Annotated in this window: 20 protein-coding genes; 8 read left to right on the top strand and 12 right to left on the bottom strand. The window is 72.5% G+C overall.

The window, feature by feature from the left end:
- Positions 1 to 6: 6 nt before the first annotated feature.
- Positions 7 to 1,242, bottom strand: a complete 1,236-nt coding sequence (locus ACFZB3_RS31530) for an amidohydrolase (protein WP_391381262.1) — start codon at positions 1,240 to 1,242, stop codon at positions 7 to 9.
- Between the two features lie 348 nt (positions 1,243 to 1,590).
- On the opposite strand from ACFZB3_RS31530, the gene ACFZB3_RS31525 reads away from it, so the two are divergent.
- Positions 1,591 to 1,812, top strand: coding sequence for an Rv0909 family putative TA system antitoxin (locus tag ACFZB3_RS31525; protein ID WP_391381260.1), 222 nt, complete (start codon positions 1,591 to 1,593; stop codon positions 1,810 to 1,812).
- Positions 1,813 to 1,815: 3 nt separating this feature from the next.
- Here ACFZB3_RS31525 and ACFZB3_RS31520 read toward each other — a convergent pair whose 3' ends face one another.
- Together ACFZB3_RS31520 and ACFZB3_RS31515 are read right to left on the bottom strand one after the other, a co-directional pair.
- A complete protein-coding gene (locus tag ACFZB3_RS31520; protein WP_391381258.1) occupies positions 1,816 to 2,751 on the bottom strand; it encodes an MIP family channel protein in 936 nt (311 codons plus the stop codon).
- 145 nt (positions 2,752 to 2,896) lie between these two features.
- A complete protein-coding gene (locus ACFZB3_RS31515) occupies positions 2,897 to 3,562 on the bottom strand; it encodes an SDR family NAD(P)-dependent oxidoreductase (RefSeq protein WP_391381255.1) in 666 nt (221 codons plus the stop codon).
- 104 nt (positions 3,563 to 3,666) lie between these two features.
- On the opposite strand from ACFZB3_RS31515, the gene ACFZB3_RS31510 reads away from it, so the two are divergent.
- The gene (locus ACFZB3_RS31510) at positions 3,667 to 4,020 is read left to right on the top strand and encodes a VOC family protein (protein ID WP_391381251.1); all 354 of its coding nucleotides are present in this window, start codon (positions 3,667 to 3,669) and stop codon (positions 4,018 to 4,020) included.
- Between the two features lie 10 nt (positions 4,021 to 4,030).
- On the opposite strand, the gene ACFZB3_RS31505 is transcribed toward ACFZB3_RS31510, so the two are convergent.
- A complete protein-coding gene (locus tag ACFZB3_RS31505; RefSeq protein ID WP_391381249.1) occupies positions 4,031 to 5,566 on the bottom strand; it encodes a hypothetical protein in 1,536 nt (511 codons plus the stop codon).
- Between the two features lie 121 nt (positions 5,567 to 5,687).
- On the opposite strand from ACFZB3_RS31505, the gene ACFZB3_RS31500 reads away from it, so the two are divergent.
- Positions 5,688 to 5,957 (top strand): hypothetical protein, encoded by a 270-nt coding sequence (locus ACFZB3_RS31500; protein WP_391381247.1) that lies wholly within the window; start codon positions 5,688 to 5,690, stop codon positions 5,955 to 5,957.
- A 42-nt stretch (positions 5,958 to 5,999) separates the two neighbouring features.
- Here ACFZB3_RS31500 and ACFZB3_RS31495 read toward each other — a convergent pair whose 3' ends face one another.
- Positions 6,000 to 6,668 carry a hypothetical protein gene (locus ACFZB3_RS31495; protein ID WP_391381245.1) on the bottom strand — a complete coding sequence of 223 codons (669 nt, stop codon included), beginning with the start codon at positions 6,666 to 6,668 and terminating at the stop codon, positions 6,000 to 6,002.
- The gene (locus ACFZB3_RS31490; protein WP_391381243.1) at positions 6,665 to 7,009 is read right to left on the bottom strand and encodes a transcriptional regulator; all 345 of its coding nucleotides are present in this window, start codon (positions 7,007 to 7,009) and stop codon (positions 6,665 to 6,667) included. Before ACFZB3_RS31490 ends, ACFZB3_RS31495 begins: the two co-directional genes overlap by 4 nt.
- A gap of 184 nt (positions 7,010 to 7,193) precedes the next feature.
- Here ACFZB3_RS31490 and ACFZB3_RS31485 point away from each other — a divergent pair, with 184 nt between their 5' ends.
- Positions 7,194 to 8,126, top strand: a complete 933-nt coding sequence (locus ACFZB3_RS31485; protein ID WP_391381241.1) for an SUMF1/EgtB/PvdO family nonheme iron enzyme — start codon at positions 7,194 to 7,196, stop codon at positions 8,124 to 8,126.
- A gap of 16 nt (positions 8,127 to 8,142) precedes the next feature.
- On the opposite strand, the gene ACFZB3_RS31480 is transcribed toward ACFZB3_RS31485, so the two are convergent.
- Together ACFZB3_RS31480 and ACFZB3_RS31475 are read right to left on the bottom strand one after the other, a co-directional pair.
- Positions 8,143 to 8,886: a DUF4232 domain-containing protein gene (locus ACFZB3_RS31480; RefSeq protein WP_391381239.1), complete on the bottom strand. Its 744-nt coding sequence runs from the start codon at positions 8,884 to 8,886 to the stop codon at positions 8,143 to 8,145.
- 174 nt (positions 8,887 to 9,060) lie between these two features.
- Positions 9,061 to 9,789 (bottom strand): DUF6445 family protein, encoded by a 729-nt coding sequence (locus tag ACFZB3_RS31475; protein WP_391381237.1) that lies wholly within the window; start codon positions 9,787 to 9,789, stop codon positions 9,061 to 9,063.
- Positions 9,790 to 10,057: 268 nt separating this feature from the next.
- Between ACFZB3_RS31475 and ACFZB3_RS31470 the strand changes: the two genes are divergently transcribed.
- Entirely contained in the window at positions 10,058 to 10,849 is a 792-nt protein-coding gene (locus tag ACFZB3_RS31470; protein ID WP_391381235.1) for a DUF4142 domain-containing protein, read from the top strand.
- A 6-nt stretch (positions 10,850 to 10,855) separates the two neighbouring features.
- Here the strand turns inward: ACFZB3_RS31470 and ACFZB3_RS31465 are convergent, their stop codons facing one another.
- Positions 10,856 to 12,595, bottom strand: a complete 1,740-nt coding sequence (locus ACFZB3_RS31465) for an alpha-amylase family glycosyl hydrolase (RefSeq protein WP_391381233.1) — start codon at positions 12,593 to 12,595, stop codon at positions 10,856 to 10,858.
- A gap of 161 nt (positions 12,596 to 12,756) precedes the next feature.
- On the opposite strand from ACFZB3_RS31465, the gene ACFZB3_RS31460 reads away from it, so the two are divergent.
- Positions 12,757 to 13,707 carry an LAETG motif-containing sortase-dependent surface protein gene (locus ACFZB3_RS31460; protein ID WP_391381229.1) on the top strand — a complete coding sequence of 317 codons (951 nt, stop codon included), beginning with the start codon at positions 12,757 to 12,759 and terminating at the stop codon, positions 13,705 to 13,707.
- A 118-nt stretch (positions 13,708 to 13,825) separates the two neighbouring features.
- Here ACFZB3_RS31460 and ACFZB3_RS31455 read toward each other — a convergent pair whose 3' ends face one another.
- From ACFZB3_RS31455 to ACFZB3_RS31445, 3 genes are all read right to left on the bottom strand, one after another.
- Entirely contained in the window at positions 13,826 to 17,155 is a 3,330-nt protein-coding gene (locus tag ACFZB3_RS31455) for a S8 family serine peptidase (protein WP_391381226.1), read from the bottom strand.
- Positions 17,156 to 17,337: 182 nt separating this feature from the next.
- Positions 17,338 to 18,330: a nucleoside hydrolase gene (locus tag ACFZB3_RS31450; protein ID WP_391381224.1), complete on the bottom strand. Its 993-nt coding sequence runs from the start codon at positions 18,328 to 18,330 to the stop codon at positions 17,338 to 17,340.
- Positions 18,331 to 18,372: 42 nt separating this feature from the next.
- The gene (locus ACFZB3_RS31445) at positions 18,373 to 19,263 is read right to left on the bottom strand and encodes an NAD-dependent epimerase/dehydratase family protein (RefSeq protein WP_391381222.1); all 891 of its coding nucleotides are present in this window, start codon (positions 19,261 to 19,263) and stop codon (positions 18,373 to 18,375) included.
- Positions 19,264 to 19,361: 98 nt separating this feature from the next.
- Here ACFZB3_RS31445 and ACFZB3_RS31440 point away from each other — a divergent pair, with 98 nt between their 5' ends.
- Both ACFZB3_RS31440 and ACFZB3_RS31435 read left to right on the top strand, forming a co-directional pair.
- The gene (locus ACFZB3_RS31440; protein WP_391381220.1) at positions 19,362 to 19,934 is read left to right on the top strand and encodes a TetR family transcriptional regulator; all 573 of its coding nucleotides are present in this window, start codon (positions 19,362 to 19,364) and stop codon (positions 19,932 to 19,934) included.
- A 218-nt stretch (positions 19,935 to 20,152) separates the two neighbouring features.
- The gene (locus tag ACFZB3_RS31435) at positions 20,153 to 20,947 is read left to right on the top strand and encodes a hypothetical protein (RefSeq protein ID WP_391381218.1); all 795 of its coding nucleotides are present in this window, start codon (positions 20,153 to 20,155) and stop codon (positions 20,945 to 20,947) included.
- Positions 20,948 to 20,949: the final 2 nt, after the last annotated feature.

Raw genomic sequence — 20,949 nt, 5'->3', positions numbered from 1 at the left:
GGGGTGTCAGGGGGCGATCCAGTGGGCCGCCGCCGCGAGGAGCGCCCGGACGCCCGTCCCGATCGTCGGGTCGGGGACGGGGGCGAAGTGCGGGGAGTGGTTGGAGGGGATCTGCGGCGGGATGCCGTCGCGGACCAGGGCCTCCAGGTCGACGCCCTCGTAGAGCTTGTGGTCGGCACCGCCGACGAACCAGAAGACCGAGGGCACCCCCAGGGCCGTACCGAAGGCCCCGAAGTCCTCGCTGTTGGGGACCGGTGAGGTCAGCTCGAAGGTGAGGCCCGGGAATTCACCGGCCAGCGCGGCCTGCACGGACGCGGTCGCGGCGGGGTCGTTGTGGGTGACCGGGAAGGAGTCGATGGGGACGATCTCCGGCTCCCTGGACACGTCGGAGGCGGCGGCCTCGGCCCGTATGATCCGCTCGACCGCGGCCAGCACCCGGTCCCGGACGGCCGCCGTGGCGGACCGTACGTTGATCTTCAGCTCGACGCTGTCCGGGATGATGTTCTCCTTGGTCCCGCCGTGGATCGAGCCGACCGTGACGACGGCCTGCTGGTTCGCTCCCACCTCCCGGGAGACGACGGTCTGAAGCCGCATCACCACCGCGGCGGCCAGCACCACCGGGTCGACGGTGGCCTCCGGCGTGGACCCGTGCCCGCCCCGCCCGAACAGCGTGACCCGCATGCTGTCCGCGCCCGCCATCAGCGCCCCCGCCCGGGTCCCGACCAGCCCCGCGGGCGCCGCCGCCACATGCTGGGCCAGGCACACGTCCGGGCGCGGGAACCGCTCGGCGAACCCGTCCGCGAGCATCTTCGGCGCCCCGCCGACCTCCTCGGCCGGCTGGAAGACGGCGACCACCGTCCCGCGCCAGCCGTCCCGCCCGGCGGCCAGCTGCCCGGTGGCCCCCAGCAGACAGGCGACGTGCAGGTCGTGCCCGCACGCGTGCATCACCCCGTCGGTCTTCGAGGCGTACGGCAGCCCGGTCTCCTCCTGCACCGGCAGCGCGTCCATGTCGGCCCGCAACAGCACGACCGGCCCCTCCCCGTTGGCCAGCACCCCGACCACCCCGGTGCCGCCGACCCCCTCGGTGACCTCCCAGCCCTGCTCCCGCAAGCGCCCCGCGACGACGGCCGCGGTCCGCTCCTCCGCGAAGGACAGCTCCGGATGCGCGTGCAGGTCCTCGTAGAGCGCCCGCAGCTCGGCGAGCCGGTCGCTGAGGCCGGTCAGGAGGGGGCTGGTGCTCATGTCGTCGTCTCCCGGGGTGTGTGCGTCGCGTGCCTGCCGAGTCAGGATCAGGATCAGCCTCGGGACCGGACTTCGCGCGGAAACGCAGGAAAACGACGTGAACGGCGTGGGTATGCCGGATTCCGGCGCCGGCTCCGCTGTCGCGCCGGCCGCCTTCTGATGCGCCGTGCGCCGTCGTCCGTCCGCGGCGCCGTCGTGGCTGGTCGCGCAGTTCCGCCCCCAGCCTTCGGCCGGGGGGACCCCCAGCGCCCCTTCGGGGGCGCTTCTTCGGGGCGCTCCGTCCGCGCCCCGCCGAATGCGCCGGGCGCCGGCTTGTCGCAGCTCGTCTTCGGCGGGGACGATTTCCGCATGTTTGATGGAATCGGTGGGATCGACGGGCTCAAGAACCTGGCGGACAAGGCGAAGGACGTCGCCGAGGAACACGGTGACGCGATCGGGACCGGTCTGGAGAAGGCGGGCGACCTGGTCGACGAGCGGACCGACGGCAAGTACACCGAGCAGATCGACACCGGGGTCTCCAAGGCGCAGGAGCTGGTGCAGCGCCTGGGTGAGCAGGGCTCCGGGAAGTAGCGCCTACTCGTCGGTGGTCGGGCGGGTCCGGCCCGGCTCGGGCAGCTCGCCCAGCTTCAGCCGGGCGTGCAGGACGTCGCCGATGAACAGGTCGTAGACCAGCACGCCGATCACACCGCCGACCAGCGGACCGACGATCGGGATCCACCAGTACCCGCTGAACGTCGCCCCGTTCCCCGGGAACGCGTAACTCTTCCACCCGGCCAGCCAGGTGAGCACCCGCGGACCGAAGTCACGGGCCGGGTTGATGGCGTAGCCGGCGTTCGCGCCGTAGGACATGCCGATGGCGGCGACGGCCAGGCCGATGACGAACGGGCCGAGGTTGGACCCGACGGCGGTGTTGCGCAGGTCGACGACCGCGACGACGAACATGACGAGGAAGGCCGTACCGACGATCTGGTCGATCAGCGGCCCCCAGATCCCGCCGTGGAAGTAGGGCGCCGGGAAGGTGGCGAAGATGGAGAAGGTGGCCTCGGTGTGCCCGCCCACCTTCGGCGGCTGCGACGCGGCGTCGAACGCGTTGATCGCGTCGTGGTACACGAGGAAGACCAGCGCGGCCCCGGCGAAGGCGCCCAGCACCTGCGACACCCAGTAGGGCACCACCTTCGCCCAGGGGAACCTGCGGCGCACGGCGAACGCGAGCGTCACCGCCGGGTTCAGATGGGCTCCGCTGACCCCGCCGGCCACGTAGATGGCGAAGGTGACGGCCAGGCCCCAGCCCCAGGCGATCAGGAGCCAGTCGCCGGCGGCCAGGAAGATCGTCGTGGGGGTCGCGGCACGACCCGACCCGGGCAGCGCAGCCACGGCCATCGCCACGACACCGGCTCCGAACGCGAGGATGACGAAGGTCCCTAGAAACTCTGCCAGGCACTCACCGAGCAGGCCTCCACGGCTTCTGAGCCGGGAGGGCTTGAGGAGAGGAGGAATTTCCACAGCCATCGCTGGCCCCCTTTAGCCATCGCTGACTCCCTGAGAGGAGCAATCGGGCCGAACACCATATTGACCCACAAATGATGTTCGCGCAGATCGACTCGTCCCGCCCGACGGGGCCTCGCCCTCCCCGCCGTCCCCTGCCTCCCCGGGGCTATCCGTCGAGGTCGTCGGCGTAGTGCCGGAACCCGTGCCGGTCACGGTGCATCCCCCACAGCGCGTCGGCGAGCACGGCGGGGTCCTTGCGCGCATGCCCGACGACGATGGCCCCCGGGATGACCAACTGCCCCACGTGGATCCCCTCCCCGGCGAGCCGGTCGTGCAGCAGATGCCCGTACGCGCTCTCGGCGGCGAAGGCGACGGAGGTCCCGGCCCGGTCGGGGTGCGGGATGACGGCCGTACCGCCGTTGACGAGCAGGATCGTCCCCCGCCCCAGCTCCCGCATCCCCGGCAGCACCTGCTGCACGGCGGCGACGGGCCCGTACACCGAGAACTCGACGGGTCCGACCAGGTCCGCGTGGGTGGTCTCCAGGACGGGCCGCATGAAGTCCCGCTGCGGTACCGGGCTGTACTGCAGGACCTCGACGGTCCCGAGCTCCTCGGCGGCCCGCGCCAGCGCCTCCGCGAGGGCGAGCGGATCCCTGACGTCGGCGGCGAACCCGCGGGCCCGGACGCCCTCCCGGGCCAGCTCCCCGGCCAGCGCCCCGAGCCGCTCGCCGTCCCGCGCCAGCAGGGCGATGCCGAACCCCTCCCGCCCGAACCGCCGGGCGACGGCGGCCCCCAGCCCGGGCCCGGCCCCCACGATGGCAACACTGCTCACGACGACTCCCGACGACCGACACGGCACGCTTGCACCTACGTCCGTACCGCGCGCCCCACGACTTCACACGTGCGAGCCGTCTCCCTCCTTGGCAGGATGGCGGCATGGAACGTGTGCTTGGAATCGGCGGCTACTTCCTGCGGTCCACCGACCCGGCGGCCCAGCAGGCGTGGTACCGCGACTGCCTGGGCCTGGACATCGACGACCACGGCCTGTGGCAGCAGGCGGCCGGGCCGACGGTGTTCGCGGCCTTCGAGTCCGGGACCGACTACTTCGGCTCCCCCGCCCAGCAGACCATGCTCAACTTCCGGGTCGGCGACCTGGACGCGATGCTCGCGCAGCTGCGTGCCAAGGGCGCGGCCGTCGACGCGGAGACCCAGGACATGGACGGCGTGGGCCGCTTCGGCTGGGTCACCGACCCGGAGGGCAACCGCATCGAACTGTGGCAGCCGGCCTGACGGCGGTTCCTCAGCGCACGGCGTACGCGTTGTACACCGTGGTCGTCGAGCTGTCGCCGTGGGTGTCGGTGACCGTCGAGCGCAGGCCGACCCGGCCGCCGTAGCCCGGGTTGTGGACGGCGACGGTCCACTTGCCGCCGGACAGCTTCGCGGTGGTCGCCTTCCAGTGGGCGCCGTTGTCGGTGGTGTACCAGGCCCGCACGGACTTCACGCCGTCCGACAGCTGACGGATCGTGCCGTCGCCCGTGCCGTTGCGCTGCATGCCCAGGTCGACGGTCGTGGTCGACCCGGCGGCCGCCTGGTTCCTGCTGTCCAGCGCCTCGGGCCAGAACCGGGTGATGTAGTTCCGGACCTGCTGGTTCTTGCCGGCGTCCGCGTAGAAGCGCAGGGTGAGGCCGGCGGAGGTCGACAGCGAGCCGGCCGGCAGGCCGCCGCGGTGTGCGGTCTCCGTGAGGGTGTACCAGCCCGACTCGGGGATCCGCGGATGCGGGTCGAGCTGCGTCGAGGGGCTGTACGTGTGCGAGTAGAGCGTCTTGCCCGCATGGGTCAGCTTCACGCTGCCGGAGGCGAGGATGCCGCCGCCCGTGAGCTTGGGGTCCATGAACAGGTTGTCGTCGCCGAAGTACAGCTGGTGGTACCAGGTGTACGGCAGCCGCCCGCCCGGGCCCCAGACCGCGTGGCCCAGGGACAGCGAGGTCGTCTTTCCGGCCGCGTACTTTCGGGACCCGCTGTAGATGTAGTCGTGGCTCTGCTGGCTCACGTACCACTGGCCGGCCGGGACGTGCACGCCGAAGGAGTCGGGCAGCTCACGCTGGAAGTCCAGGATGTTCGAGGACCACGAGCAGCTGCCGGCGCCCGTCGGCTCGCCGTGGAAGGAGAAGTCCGCGTCGCCGCTGTCGGGGCCGGCATGCGCGGACACCTTGAGGGTGGTCAGCCCGGACCTCGTGAGCTTCGCGGACACCCCGGACGGCACGCCGCGGCTGTGCGTGCCGGACGCCAGCCAGAAGTCGCCGCCGCTCGCCGACCGCGGCTCGTAGGTGGTGCCGTAGGCGAATTCGTAAGCCGTACTGGTGTTCGGGATGGCGTAGAGGTCGCCCGCCGCTGCCGAGATGCTCATCTCGGCAGGGCCGTTGTCGGTGGCGCAGACGGCCGCGCTGACCGAGTGGTCGTATCCGCCGCCCGGGCTGGGACTGAGCGAGACGTTGACCGCCCGCCCCTTGCGGCCGTCGAACGTGGTCGTCGTGGCCCCGGAGACCCGCACGCTGTGGCCGCCGACGACGGCGTCCTCGTTGTTGCCGCCGACGAAGGACGTGGCGAGTTCGTAACTGCCGTTGGGCAGCGACGTCTTCTTGTTGCCCTCGATGTAACGGAAGTCGTTCGTCTTCGTGTTGTAGACCGCCACCTGTGCGTAGACGGGCTTGCCGCTCCGGTCCAGCGTCTTGACGGTGAGCGACCCCTTGGTCGCGGCCGACGCGGTCGAAGCGCCTGCCAGAACGAGCGGCACGAGGACGGTGACGACACTCGCGGCCGTGGTGATTCGCCGCATCAGACCCCCCATAGGTACGCGACAAAAGCGAGTCACCTTAGCTCACCGGGAACGCCCGCCCCGGCTCCGCCCCTCACTGTCATGTTCACCACGTGACAGCGGGGCACGGCACACTGCACGCATGCGGATCGCGATGGCGTTGATGGTGCTGATGCTCGTACTCGGCTCGGTCTCCGCGGTCGGGCACGCCCGGAAGGGCCGCTGGGGGAAGGCCGCCGAGGTGTTCCTGCCCGTGCTCGGCGTGAGCCTGGTGCTGTTCGGCGGCGTCGAGCGGCACGTCCGGCCTCTCTTCTGGCTGGGCGCCCTGCTGGTCGTGACCGGCCTCGGCATCGAGGGCCTGTCGCTGTGGCGGACCCGGGCCGCGGAGCAGCGGCAGCAGGCGGACGGATGACCGTGCCGGGGGTCGGTCCTGCGGCGGTCGGTCCTCCGGCGGTCAGTCCTCCGGCGGGCGGCCCTCGATCAGTCGTTCCGCGATGTCGTCCGCCCAGGTCTGGGCCCAGTGGCGGAGTTCGGCGATCGCCTGGTCGTCGAGCCCGTACGCCTCGAACTCCGTGTCGTCGATCCAGTCGGCACCGGTCAACCGGGACTGCAGGTCGGTGAGGTCGAAGGTGTCCCGTGCATGACGGCGGCCCAGGTCTTCGAGATCGAGTCGGCTCCATCGGTCCGCGGTGGCATGGACGTCGATGAGATCACGGGCCAGGCCACGGTCGGCCAACGCCCGGACCGTGGTGCCGACCACGTCTTCGAGGGAGAGCGTCAGGCCGAGTTCCGTCTGCACGAGCGGGCGCCACAACGCCTCCTTGAGGACGTCGACCTCACATTCCTCCCCGGAGGCGGCATCCGCGACCATCAGCCGAGCGGAGAGCGGGTCCGTTTCCAGTGTCCTGACGTCCCAGCCCCGTTCGCGCAGACCGGCCGCGACGGTGTCGGCGATGTCTTCCATCGCCGACGGGTTCTCGGTGGCGAGTTCCAGGTCCTGGCTGAGGCGCTCGACGAGACCGTGGGCCTGAGCCGCGTAGCCGCCGGTCAGCGCCAATGGATAGGGCGTGCCGACGGACAGGACATCGGCGAGCAGACGCCGATGCAGATCGGTGGCCTTCACGCAGCGGCCCGTGTCCCGCGGGGAAGCTCGGGAAACGCCTCTTCCCAGACGTCGCGGAGATCCCTGCTGATCAGGGTGCGCAGAGTCGGCCACACGCTGATGAGCACCTGTGGGTTGAGGTAGTGGATCAGATCGTCGTGGAGTCCTTCGCCCAGAATGATGCGGTAGCAGCTCATGCGCAGGCGCGGTCGGTCGAGGTCGAACTCGGTCAGGCCGGACCAGGCCAGGTGGAGCGGCAACTGCACCCTGCCGTGCGAAGGGCCGCGGAGTCCGGAGAGCTCCCTCGGCAGTCGGCGGGCGAATTTCGCGCGGCGGACTTCGGAGACCGAGGACGGTGCCATGGCTCGATTATGGCCGGTCCTGCCTGACCGCGGAGACCATCCGGCGCACCGGGGCGAGCCGTGCCGGGGTTCCCGGCCGCCCGGCGTCGCCGCCGCGATCCGCGGACTCCCCGGCTGATCCGCGGCGCCCCGGGACCGACGCCCCCGCCGCCACCGTCACAGGTGCCTGCGGCACACTCCGGTCATGGAGCCCACCCAGCCGCCGCCGTCCGCCTGCTGCGCGCCCGCCGTGTCCGCGGGGCTGCCGGTACGGCCCCTCCCCACCCCGGGCGACGCCGCGGCCGCGCACACCGGCATGGTCGCGCTGCCCGGCGGTGAGTTCCTGATGGGCGCCGAGGACGCCGACGGCTTCCCGGCGGACGGGGAGGGGCCGGTGCGGGCCGTGCGGGTGGCGCCGTTCCTCGTGGACGCGTGTGCGGTGAGCAACGACGAGTACGCCGCGTTCGTCGCCGACACCGGCCATGTCACCGACGCCGAACGGCTGGGCTGGTCGTACGTCTTCGCCGGGTTCCTGCCCGCCGCGCTGCGCCGGGGGGCGCCCCGGCCGCCGGAGACGCCCTGGTGGTGTGCGGTCGCGGGGGCCGCCTGGCACGAGCCGGCCGGACCGGGCAGCGGTCTCGAGGGACTCGGCCGCCATCCCGTCGTGCACGTCTCCTGGTACGACGCCGCCGCCTACGCCTCCTGGGCCGGCAAGCGGCTGCCCACCGAGGCGGAGTGGGAGTACGCGGCCCGGGGCGGCCTGGAGCAGGCCCGTTATCCGTGGGGGGACGAGCTGGACCCGGACGGCGAGTACCGGTGCAACATCTGGCGCGGGACCTTCCCGACCCGGAACACGGCCGCCGACGGGTACCGCGGGACCGCGCCCGTCGACGCCTTCGCGCCCAACGGGTACGGCCTGTACAACACCTCGGGCAACGTGTGGGAGTGGTGCGCCGACTGGTGGACCACCGAGCACGGCCGCCCCGCGGAGACCGGCGGCGCCCGCGTCATCCGCGGCGGCTCCCACCTCTGCCACGCCTCCTACTGCAACCGCTACCGGGTCGCCGCCCGCACCGCCAACACCCCCGACAGCTCCACCGGCCACACCGGCTTCCGCTGCGTGCGCGACGCGGGGTGAGCCCGCGGGCCCGTGGTCACTGGCCGACGGGACCGATGAAGCTGCCCGGGTGGGTGGCGCCGTCCTGGAGCACCACGGCACCGCCGTGCCAGGGCAGGTCGTAGGAGGTGCGCTGGTTCGGCGCGGTGATGACGACGGTGGTCGGCGTGAAGTCGGTGGACTCGCCCTGCGCCGGCACCAGGAAGGTGATCGGGAAGCTGGTGGAGGCGCCGTTCGCCAGGGTGACCCGCTTCGGGGTGGCGTTCGTCCGCGGGAGCGACCACTTCTGACCGCTGTTGACCAGGTCGACGCCCGGGAAGCCGTACATCGTGCAGGAGTGGCCGCTCTTGTTGGTGAACGCCACGACCGCGTGCTTCTGCTGGCCGGTGCCGCTGCCCGGGTCGGCCCAGGAGTAGCCGAGCTGCGAGGCCTGGCAGGTAGGCACCGAGCCGGTGGCGGAGGAGCCCCCGGAGGAGGAACCGCCCGAGGAGGAGCTGGCCCCGGAGCTGCCCCCGGTTGCGGACGAACCGCCGGACGCCGACGAGCCCGAGGTGCTCCCGCTGCTGCCGGTGCCGGAACCGCTGCCGCTGCCGGAGCCACCGGTCGAACCGTTCGCCGACGTGGAGTCGCCCGCGGCCGGGGCCGCCGAACCGCCGTCGGCGCTGACGGAGCCGCTCGCGGTGCCGTTGCACGCGGTCAGCAGGGCCAGCAGCGCGGCGGCGCCGGTGACGGCGACGGCGGTCCTGCGGACGTTCGTGCGGCGGTTGCGAAGCTTCGACATGGGTTCTCCCCCAGCGGCGGTGTCCTCCCGGCTCTCTGCCGGACACCCCTTTCGATGCGGGCCCGGGAAGGGAAGTTCGGAGATCGCCGTCACGGGCCCGTCGTGGTCGTGTCACGCCCGCTGTTACAGAGGCGGTCACGGACGCGGACGCTCACGCCACCGTCCAGCGGCCGCTCACGCCATCCAGAAGAAGACCGCCGTCATCCGCTTCTCCTCCACCGTCTTCCCGGCGTAACCGGTCGCGCTGTGGACGAGGTTGGCGTTGTAGAGGAGCAGCCGGTTGTACTTGTGCGGGACGCGGACGTCCTCCTCGAAGTGGTCGCCCGGGACGAACCGGGTGCCGAGCGCCTCGACGAGGTTGTTGTGCGGGGCCTGCACGATGTTGCCGCCGAGCCGGCCGCCGGGCAGCGACTGGCGGTAGAACGCGGTGCCGCAGTCCTTGGCCACCCCGGGGTTGAGGTACAGCACCGCCGCGTACCGGCACAGCGACCGCGAGTCGGTGTGCGGGCGCGGCTCGCTCTCGCCCTCGCCGACCACCTGGACGCAGTTGTGGTTGAGGGTGCCGCCGCCGGGTGCCTGCTGCACCCACAGCTTCCCGGCGCCGGTCGCCTTCCTCACCAGCTCCTCCACGACGGCGAGTTCGGCGGGCTCCAGGCCGGGCATGGTGCGCAGTCCGGGCCAGGTCTCCGAGGTGTACGGGTATCCCTGGACCCAGTCGTCCTTGGCCAGGCACCGCTCCCGTACGGCGTCCACGTCCGGCAGGACGTCGTCGAAGACCCAGTAGTCGCGGCCCTTGGTGGGCTTGCGGTAGGGCAGGACGGGCAGGGCAGGACGCGCGGCGGGGCCCCGGCCGGCCGATCCGTTGGGCAGGCGGGGGATGCGGGGGGATGACTGTGGGGGCATGCGGCGAAGCCTGCCCCCGACTTTGTCATGACCACTCCGAGCAGGGGAAACCATCACCTTCTCCTGGCCAAGTCATGGGAAGTCGGCGCCCCGGGCAGGGTCGGCCCTCACAAGCTCTTTACCAAACCAAAAGGTTTCGGCAGGCCCCCCGGTCCGTACTCCTCTGCGAACCGACCCCGCCCCTGCGCGGGACCCCGACCGGCAGGAGGCACCAGTGCGCTTTTCACGGAACGCGACGGGAACGCTTTTCGTGGGCGGAGCCCTGAGCATGACCCTGGTGGCACTCGCCTACCCGAGCATGCTGGGTCTGAACACCGTGTCCAGCGACACCACCCGCATCATCGCCAACACCCAGTGGGGCCCGCTGACCGAGGGCGACCGGGACTTCGTGGTGAAGGTGCGGGCGGCCGGTCTGTGGGAGTACCCCGTGGGACAGCTCGGCCTGAAGAAGGGCCAGTCCCAGGCGGTCATCACCGCGAGCAAGCACCTGATCGACGGCCACGCGGCGCTGGACGCCAGCTGCCGCAAGATCGCGCCCATGCTCAACATCACCATCCCCGACCTGCCTTCCCCGCAGCAGCAGGGGTTCGTCAACACCCTGACCGCGGACACCGGCAAGAAGTTCGACACGGACTTCGCCAACATCCTGCGCGTGACGCACGGTTCGATCTTCAACACGATCGCGAAGATCCGCTCGACCACCCGGAACACCCTGGTGCGGATCCTGGCCGACCAGGCCAACGCCACGGTGCTCGACCACATCACGGTGATGGAGCAGACCGGCCTGGTCGACTTCCCGTCGGTCCTCTTCCAGGAGACCACCCCGCCGAAGCTGCCCGCGGTCGACCTGACCCCGCCCCCGCCCGCCGCGGGCCAGCCGCAGGTCGTCCTGACCCCGCCGGTCAACAGCACGACCAGCCCGCCGGCCCTCCCGGGCGAGAGCGGCTTCACCGGCAGCGGCGCCGGCGTCGGCACCGGGAACGCCGACGGCAACGCCGCCGGCAACACCCAGACCAACGCGGTGAACGTGACCCCGGGCGCCACCCCCACCGCCGGCTGAGTCCCCTCAAGCGCCCAGCCACACCGTGGTATCGGGCGGCAGCGTGCCGTCATGCGGCAACGGCACGCTCGCCAGCAGCACTTCGCCCGGCGGCAGCGGCACCGGTGCGTCCGACACGTTCGTGACGCACCGCCAGCCCTCCGTCCGGGCGAAGTGCAGCACGCCCGCGGGCGCCTCGCCCCAGGTCAGCGTCTCGCCGTCAAGCAGCTTGCGGCGCAGCCGCAGCGCGGTGCGGTAGAGCTCCAGGGTGGAGCCCGCGGCACCGGCCTGCGCGGCGACGGCGTACGACCCGAACCACTCCGGCTGCGGCAGCCAGGAACCGCCGGACCCGAAGCCGTACGACGGCCCGTCCGCCGTCCACGGCAGCGGCACCCGGCAGCCGTCGCGGCCCTTGCGGGTGTGGCCCGTCTGTTCCCAGATCGGGTCCTGGAGGACGGTGACCGGCAGGTCCGCGGCCTCGGGCAGACCCAGTTCCTCGCCCTGGTAGACGTACGACGAGCCGGGCAGCGCGAGCATGAGGAGGGTGGCGGCGCGGGCGCGCCTGAGGCCATGGGAGACATCGACGCCCGGCGCACGGCCGCCGGACAGCAGCCAGGCGTTCTCGTCCGTGCCCGGCGGCAGCGCCAGCCGGGAGGCGTGCCGTACGACGTCGTGGTTGGAGAGCACCCAGGTGGCGGAGGCGCCGGCCGCGCGGGCGGTGGCGAGCGAGCCGGTGATGACCTCGCGGAGCGCCTCGGCGTCCCAGGGGGTCTGCAAGTACTCGAAGTTGAAGGCCTGGCCGAGTTCGTCCGGGCGGGCGTACAGCGCCCGCCGCGCGTCCGGCACCCAGGCCTCGGCGACGGCGGTGCGGGGCGGGCTGTAGGTGTCGAAGATCTTGCGCCAGTCGCGGTAGATCTCGTGCACCTCGTCGCGGTCCCAGTAGGGGTGCGTGCCCGGCGCGACGCGCTCCAGCGCCTCCTCGCCGGTCGGGCCGAACTCCGCGACGTCCCGCAGCGGTTCGGCGAGGTCCTTCACCAGGGCGTGCGCCACGTCGACGCGGAAGCCGTCCACGCCCCGGTCGGACCAGAAGCGCAGGGTGGTGCGGAAGTCGGCGCGGACCTCCTCGTGCTCCCAGTTCAGGTCGGGCTGCTCGGGAGCGAAGAGGTGCAGGTACCACTCGCCGTCCGGGACCCGGCGCCAGGCGCTGCCGCCGAACACCGACTGCCAGTCGGAGGGCGGGAGTTCGCCGTGCGCGCCGCGGCCGGGCCGGAAGACGTAGCGCTCCCGGGCCGCGGAGCCGGGGCCGGACAGCAGCGCCTCCCGGAACCAGGGGTGCAGGTGCGAGGTGTGGTTCGGGACGATGTCCACGATCACCTTCAGGCCCAGCCGGTGCGCCTCGGCGGTCATCGCGTCGAAGTCGTCCAGGGTGCCGAGGCGCGGGTCGACGTCGCGGTAGTCGGCGACGTCGTAGCCGCCGTCGGCGAGTTCGGACGGGTAGAACGGGCTGAGCCACAGGGCGTCCACGCCGAGCGCGCCCAGATGGGACAGCCGCTCGGTGATGCCCTTGAGGTCACCGAGCCCGTCGCCGTCCGCGTCGGCGAAGCTGCGCGGATACACCTGGTAGATCACGGCCTGACGCCACCAGTCGGGGTTCCTGGAGGAGAGGTCGACCACGCGCGTTCCTTCCTTTCGGACGGGGAGGGACCAACCGGAAGCCTGTCCATAATGCCGAGAAAGGGAACCTTCACACCGCCCGGAGGGGATCATTCCTTGTGTGAGGGAGTTGTGCTGACCCCCCAACGGACCTTGAATCACGGCAGGTTGACAGGGTTCAGCACGCCGAACCACCATGGGCGCACGCTGTGGCGCATGTGACCAATGGGCCCAGTGTTTCTTCGCATTCCGCGAACATTCACGATGGGATATCCATGTCCATAGCCAGACATGTCACCGCGCGTCGCCTGCTGGGGACGGGCTTCGCGTCGTTCGCCCTGTGTGCCGCCTCCGTCGCCGGCGCGTCCGGCGCCTGGGCGAACGGCACGCCCGGCGGTGACGGCTGGAAGTCCGGTGGCCACTACAGCCCCGGCACCGGCGCCGGCACGGAGACCGGCACCGACAAGTGCCAGTTCTCGATCGACGGCTCGAACTTCTTCGACTCCGTGAAGGTCGACGACCAGAACCTGAAGGTCAGCGACGACGGCAAGGTCCACCTCAAGGTCCGCGCCGCCGCCGACGCCGCGTCCTGCACCGCCTCGCTCGCCTCCTACATCGCCCACGGCCCCTCCTTTGCCACCTCGGGCCAGCAGATCTTCGTCGACTTCGACTCGGTGACGGTCAAGCAGGGCCAGACCGACTCCCTCGACATCGCGGTCCCGGACGCCGGCTGCTTCGCGCAGATCGACCTCTACCGGGGCGCCACGAAGTTCGACGGGAAGACGGACGCGAACGACGGCTTCCAGCACGGCGACCTGCCGGCCGGCCCGGACCACGCGGTCATCAAGGACAAGCTGATCGCGTCCTGGAACGGCGGCACCAAGGACTGCTCGACGACGCAGTCGTCCTCGCCGTCCCCGACCGCCCCCGCGTCCTCGACGCCCACCGCCTCGGCCCCGGAGTCCACCCCGCCGGCCGCAGGGACCGCCAAGCCGACGCCCTCGGAGACCTCGGCGACCGGCACCGCCTCCGCGTCCCCCTCCCCGTCCGGTTCGACGACCTCCCCGGCGTCCGCCCCGAGCACGAACTCCGGCGGTGGCGGCGACCTCGCCCACACCGGCGCCAGCTCCAGCACCGGTTACATCGCCGGCGGCGCGGCCGTGCTGCTGGCCGGCGGCGGCGCGATCGTCGTCGCGACCCGGCGCCGCAAGGCGACCCGCGCCTGATCCCGCCGGGTACAGGTGTCCCCGCGCCCCTTAGGGGCGCGGGAAACTGCGCGACCAGCCACGACGGCGCTGCAGCCGGCAGACGGCCTGTATCGGCACTTCCAGCGGAGCGCCCCGCTCACTTGCCGAAGCAGGCGTCGTACACGGTGACCGCCGACGCGTTGCCCTTCCTGTCGGTGATCCGGTACCTGAAGGACACCGCCTTGTCCTTGGCGGGGTTCCTGTAGGTGACCTTGCCGTGGGCGACGGTGAGCCGCGTCCAGTGCCGGCCGCCGTCGTAGGAGGCCCACACGGTGAGGGACCTGAGGTTCTTGCCGGCCGCCGAGCCCTGGACGGTCACCGGGACGGTGACCCTGCGGCCGGCCGGGGCGTGGCCGGTGAGGTCGGTCCGCGCGGCGATCCGCAGGACGGAGGCCGGCAGGGCGGTCGGCCCGGACGTCTTCTTCGAGGTGAAGGTCCAGGTGGCGTCGATGCGCGAGGAGGTCCGCGCGACGGCCGCCGGGCGCTTCACGGAGGTGGAGAGCCGGTACGACGCCTTCGCGGACGGCACCTTGAACACCTCCAGGCCGAACAGCGGGTCGCTGTTGCTGCCGACCTTCGCGCCGTCCCGGAAGAGGGTGGTCCGCACCGACGAGAAGTCGGAGGAACCGGCGTGCCCGGCGCCGTCGGAGAACAACGGGATCTCGCCGGAGATCTCGTTGCCGTCGCGGTCCAGGCCGTAGTCGGCGGTGAGCAGCGGGGCGATCACGGCGGCGCCGAACGTGCTGGTGTAGGTCCGGCCGCCCTGGTAGGTCCGGCCGCCGGCGGTGACGTAGTGGGCCGCGCTGACCGGGTCGCCGTACTCGTCGGGCTCGGCCGCGTACTGGTCGAAGTTCGCCGTCCAGAAGACGCCGCTCCCCGCGGACAGGTGCAGGGTGCGGGTGCCCGGCAGCCGTTGCGCGACCGGCCGGGTGACGGTCGTACCGCCCGCGGTCTCCGCGAACAGGGTGACCGCGCCGGTGCGGCCCTGGACGGAGCTGCCGAGGCGGGCCCTGACCGTGGCCAGTCCGCTCGCCGCGTAGTGCTTGGTGAGCGCCTTGAACGCGGTCGGTTCGGCGGTGGTGAAGATGTCGTACTCGCTGCTCGCGCCCCGCGTCCACTGCCCGGTCCAGCGCTCGGTGAGGTTGCGGACGGCCGGGCCGAGGTGCGCGACGCGCAGGCCGGCGAAGGAGGTGGTGTGCACGGCGAAGTCGGCGACCGCGTCAGCGTACTGGTAGCCGATGCCCGCGTCCGACGGTTTGGCGGCACCGTCCGGGACGGTGATGTCCGAGGCCCTGGTCCGGTTCAGGTCCACGGTCACGCCGACGTCCTTGGTGACGTTCAGCACGGGCTGCGCCAGCCAGTCGATCCCGCCCGCGTCCGAGGTGAGGCTCTTCATGCTGACGGAGTCGAGGACGTACTTGCCCTTGGGCACCCGCAGGGTCACGGTTTCCTCCGTGCTCTGGGAGCTGTAGTCGAGCCCCTCACCGACGCCGGAGTAGCCGGTCAGGGTGGTGAGGTGGACCGGGGACTGCCCGGGCCGGTTCACGAACTTCAGCGTCACGTCGTACGACTGCACCTCGCGCTGCACGCCCACGGTGGTCCGCACGGTCCGGCCGCCGCCGGTCGCGGCCACGTACCCGGAGCAGGCGCCGTCGACCGTGCCCACCCTGGTGTCCACGGTGACGCCGACGGAGGCGGTGCCGCCCGCCGGGACGGTCACCGAGGTGGCGCCGAGGGTCAGGAAGCCGGCCGGAGCCTTGCCGCCGTCGGGGTCCAGGGCCGTCGAGGTCAGCTTCAGGGTGACCGCGGCGGTACCGGTGTTGCGGTAGGTCAGCCGCTTGGTGACCGGGGTGTCGTCGGTGTGCGGCCACCGCTGGATGCCGTAGGACAGCGACGGCTGCTCGGCGAACACGGTCTGCGTGATGGCCCTGTCGACCTGGATCCGCCCGGTGCCCTGCTGGTACGGCGTGTAGGCGCCCGCCTTCGCCGAGCCCATCAGCACCGCCTTGAGCTCGGCGTACCCCCAGTCCGGGTGCTCCTGCTTCAGGATGGCGGCGGCGCCCGCGACGTGCGGGGTCGCCATCGACGTTCCGGAGATGGTCAGGTAGCCGGGCGGGTTCTCCCCTTCCTCCTTGTCGATGACGCTGCCCGGGGCCGCGGCCGCGGTGATGTCCACGCCGGGCGCGGTGACGTCCGGCTTCACGGAGCCGTCGGAGACCGGGCCGGTGGAGGAGAAGTCGGCGAGCCTGTCCTTGCCGTCGACGGCTCCCACGGAGAGCGCGTCGGCCGCGCTGGACGGCGAGTCGACGGTGCCCGCACCGAACTCCCCCTCATTGCCGGCGGCGACGGCGAACAGGATGCCCTTCTCCTCGGAGAGCTTGTCCACCTCGGCCTCCAGCGGGTCGGTGCCGGGGGTGTCGGTGCCGCCGAGGCTCATGTTGACGATGTCGGCGCCCTGGTCGGCGGCCCACTCCATGCCGGCGATGATGGCGGAGTCGTCGCCGCTGCCGTCGTCGTTCATCACCTTGCCGTTGAGCAGCTTCGCCCCCGGTGCGACCCCGGTGTACCTGCCCGCCGACCCGGCGCCGGTGCCGGCCGCGATGGACGCGACGTGGGTGCCGTGGCCCTGGTGGTCGTCGGCGTCGGGGGAGAGGGAGAAGTTCTTCGCCGCGACCACCTGGCCCTCGAGATCCGGGTGATCGGCGTCGATCCCGGTGTCCAGCACCGCGATCTTCACGCCCTTGCCGGTGTAGCCGGCCTTCCAGGCCGTGGGCGCACCGATCTGCGGCCCCGACTTGTCGTCGCTGACCCTGCGGACCGCGTCCAGCCAGACGTGGGCCACGCCCGGCGCGGCCTCGTCGCCGTTGGTCACCGCGTCCCAGAGCCTGCCCGGGTCCTGCTCCGGGGCCCGGACCGCCTGCGCGTCCAGGGACTTCAGGGTGCGGCGCACGGTGGCCGCGGCCCCGACCTCGGCGCGGGCGGCCGCGGCCGTGCCCCGGTAGCCGACGATGACCTTGAGGCCGTCGCGCTGGTCCGCCCGCTCCGTGCCCTTGTTCAACTCGGTTATGTCGAAAAGCCGTTGGTCCAGCTTCCCGGCGGCGATCAGGGCGGCCGCGTCGGTGGGCACGACCAGCGTGTGGCCGCCGACGGTACGGGTCTGCACGGGCACGTGCTCCCGCCCCCTGGCGTGCTGCACGCCCAGGACCCGGCCCCCGGCGCCGACGGTGACCCGGTCGCCGGTGATGAGGGTCAGGGTGTGGGCCCCGGCCGCGAAGGACGCGGGGCGGCTTGCGGTGTTCGCGGTGGCGATGGCGGTAGTGGCTGCGGCGGTGGCGGTGGTGGCGATCTGGGTGAGGGCCAGGCTCGCCATGGCGGTCGTGGTCGTCAGCGCCAGGCAGGCGCGTATCGGGTTCCGCTGTCTCGGCATGGTTCCCCCCGGGGCGTCGTGCCGGTCCGTCTCTCGCCCACGATGAGGTCCACCACAGCGCCCGGGTTCCCCAACTCCTCCTCGGTTACGAACAGTTGACGTTCGGGATCGGCCCGGGACAAAGGCGGTGCACAGGCGCCGACGGCTCCCGCCCCCTCCCACAGCAGCGGAGAAGGGTGCCCTCAGCCGGCCGGGGTCCCGCCGCCGACGGTCTCCAGGTACAGCTTCACGTACCGCTCCACGTCGACGTCCAACGCCACGTCCACCAGGGCCTGTTCGCGGGCGCCGCCGTGGATCTCGGCCTCGCCGGGGCGGGGGCGGCGGTCGACGACGGTCTGGCCCCGGGTGGGGCCCGGGGCGAGGGAGACCTCGACCGGGAGCAGCCGGGTGGTCAGGCCGGCCGGATCGGCGACGGCACAGACGGCGCCCGCGTCACCGAGGCCGCCGTCCGGGTCGTCGCCGTCGGGGGCGTCGCCGTCCGGGTCCGGGGCGGACGGCCGGTGCGCAAGCAGTTCCCCGGCGAGCCGGGCCCCCGGTTCCACGCTCGCGCGCAGCCGCCGCACCTCGGCACCCGGCACCACGACCCGCTGGAAGACGTCCAGCCCGTACATGGTGATCGGCACTCCGGCGGTGAGCAGGACGGCGGCGGCCTCGGGGTCGTGCCAGACGTTGAACTCGGCGACCGGGGTGGCGTTCCCGGTGGCGACCGCGCCGCCCATGAACACGATCCGCTCGATGTTCCGGGTCACCTCCGGGTGGGTGCGCAGCAGCAGGGCGATGTTGGTGAGCGGTGCGGTGGGGACGAGGGTGACCGGGCGGGGCGAGCCGAGGATCTCGCGGCGCAGCAGGGTGACGGCGTCGACGTCGGCGGGGCGGCGGGTCGGCGCGGGCAGCCCGAGGTCCCCCATCCCGTCCGACCCGTGCACATGCCGTGCCGACCGCGCCGCCTCGATCAGCGGCCGCTCGGCACCCCGGGCGACGGGAACGTCCCCGGCCCCGGCCCGCTCCAGCACGGTCAGGGTGTTCCGGACCACCCCGTCCACGTCCGTGTTCCCGGCGACACAGCTCACCGCCCGCAGCTCCAGACCCGGGTGGCGCACGGCGAACAGCAGGGCGAGGGCGTCGTCGACACCGGTGTCGCAGTCGATGATCACGGGGATGGGCTGACCGGTCACGGTGGATCTCCTTCCGTCAGCCCCGACTCTAGGCGCCCCGCCTCACTCGCTCCTGAAGTAGTGCCCCTCCTCCAGGTCGGCGACGAGCCCCGGCTCCACCGGCTCCCAGCCCAGCAACTCCCGCGTCCGCCCGCTCTTCACCGGCACATCCAGCGAGATCAGCCCGGCGAAGAACCCGAAGTGCCCGGCGAGCCGCTCCGCGGGGACGCTCTCCACCGGCACCCCCAGCCGGCGCCCGACGACGCCGGCGATCTCGCGCACCGTGACGCCCTCCTCGGCCGCCGCATGCAGCTCCGCGCCCGCCGGCGCCTTCTCCAACGCCAGCCGGTACAACCGCCCGAGGTCCAGCGTGTGCACGGCGGACCACTGGTTCGACCCGTCCCCGGCATAGCCGGAGACCCCCGTCGCCCGCGCGATCCGGATCAGCATCGGCAGGAACCCGCCCCGGTCCCGCGCACTGTGCACGACCGGCGGGATACCGACGAGCACGGCACGCACCCCCTGCTCGGCGAAATCGCCGAACAGCCGCCCCGTCGCGATCCGGGGGTTGGCGCTGTACGCCGCGCCGAGATGCTCGTTGCCGTCGCCGTGCCCCATGCCGATGCCCAGGAGGGCCTTGCCGGTCCCGGCGAGCGCCTCGCCGAACGCCTGCACCACGGTCCGGTCGGCCGCCGCCGCCCCGGCCATGTCCCCGGCGGCCATCGCCGCGTGGTCGAAGGCGAGATGGACGACGGCGTCGGCGTCGACCGCGGCCGCCCGCAGGCCGTCCAGATCCGCCAGGTCGCCGTGGCGCACCTCGGCGCCCAGGGCCTTCACGGCCGCGGCGGAGCTCTCGGACCGGGCGAGGCCGACGACCTCGTGCCCGGCCCGCAGCAGTTCGGGAATGACGGCGGAGCCGATGTGACCGCTCGCACCGGTGACGAAAACACGCATGACAGCACTCTCCCCAGGACGGAAGGAATGGTGATGTGACTTGGTACCGTCACCATACCCCCGTGACGGTACCGAGTCACATCACCTAGGCTGTCCCCATGGCCCGATGGGAACCCAACGCACGACTGCGCCTCGTGCAAGCCGCGATCGACCTGTTCGGCGAGCAGGGGTACGACAGCACCACCGTCGCCCAGATCGCCGAGCGGGCCGGACTGACCAAGACGACGTTCTTCCGGCACTTCCCGGACAAGCGCGAGGTGCTGTTCGCCGGCCAAGAGGAGCACGGCCGCCTGCTGGCCGAGGGGGCCGCGGCGGCGCCCGCCACCGCGACCCCGCTGGAGACGGTCGCCGCCGCCCTGGACGCCCTCGCCGCCTCCTTCACCCCGGAGCAGCGCGTGTTCGGCCCGCGGCTGATGGAGGTCGTCGGCAGCCACAGCGAGCTGCGGGAGCGCGCCGCGTTCAAGAGCCTCAACCTCACCACCACCCTCGCCACGGCCCTCCACGAGCGCGGCGTACCCGACCCCACCGCGTCCCTCGCCGCCCACCTGGGCGCCCAGGCCTTCTCGGCCGCCTTCACCCGCTGGATCACCCCGGCGAACGACCGCACCTTCCCCGACCTGGCCCGCACCTCCCTGACGGAACTCCGCGAGGCGAACGCGGCCCTCACATAGCGGCCCCGGTCACATCGGCTTCCGCTGCGTGTGGTGCACCGGCGGGCGATCTCCTCCGGCGCACCGAGTACACGCCCGACCCGGCCTCCGCCGCCGGGGACTCACCCGGACGGACCGGAGCGGTGGTGGGCGGGGGCGGGAGGTGGTCACGTGGGAGCACGCGTTGCGCGCTCGTGCGTTGCGCTGCCCACGAGTCCAGGTCCTGGAGAGGCCCCCGAATGAAAGCCATCGCCTCCGGTCTCGCCGTAGTCGGCCTCCTCGCCGCCTCCGCCGTCTCCGCCTGCACCGCCGCCGTGCCGCCGGAGGCGTCCGCCCCGGTCTCCGCCCCGTCCGCCGGCGCGACCGCGGCCGAGCGGGCCGCCCCGACCAGTCCGGCCTCCTCGTCCGGCACCCCGCCGCTCACCATCGAGCAGGCGCAGGCCGCGCTGATCGACGAGAGCGACCTGGGCGTGCCGTGGACGGCGACCGACGGCACCGCCACCTGGCACGACGGCCTGCTCAAGGCGGCCACCGGCCAGGCCGACTGCCAGCGCCTCCTGGAGGCCCTGTACACCGACGAACTGCTCGGCACCCCGGCCGGCCCGCAGGCCGCCACCGCCCTCGACGACGGCGACGACGCGGCCCAGCTCCGCTACCAGGTCGACGCGAGCCGCTCCGCAGACGTCGAGCGGACCCTGGCCTGGCTGCGGACCCTGCCCCGCACCTGCGGGCAGTTCACCGCGGAGACGACCGCGGCCGGTACCGAGGCGGTCCGGATCACCGACACCGGGCTGCCGAACGACCTCGGCGACGCGCGCCAGGGACTCCGGATGACCCTCACCGCGCAGCCCTCCGCCACCGACGAGCCCACCACCCTCACCCTCGACATCGCCGTCGTCCGCGTCGGCGACGACGCGATCGTCCTCACCGCCGGCGCCCTCGGCACTCTCCCCGACGACACCACCGGGCAGGCCCTCGACATCGGCGTCCAGCGCCTCGCGCAGGTACGGGAGAAGGGGCGGGCACAGGCCTAGCA

The sequence above is a fragment of the Streptomyces sp. NPDC008092 genome (genome assembly GCF_042957285.1).
In the GTDB taxonomy this organism is placed as follows: Bacteria; Actinomycetota; Actinomycetes; order Streptomycetales; family Streptomycetaceae; genus Streptomyces.
Note: the sequence above shows the minus strand (reverse complement) of the source record. Positions and strands in the feature narration are given on the sequence as shown.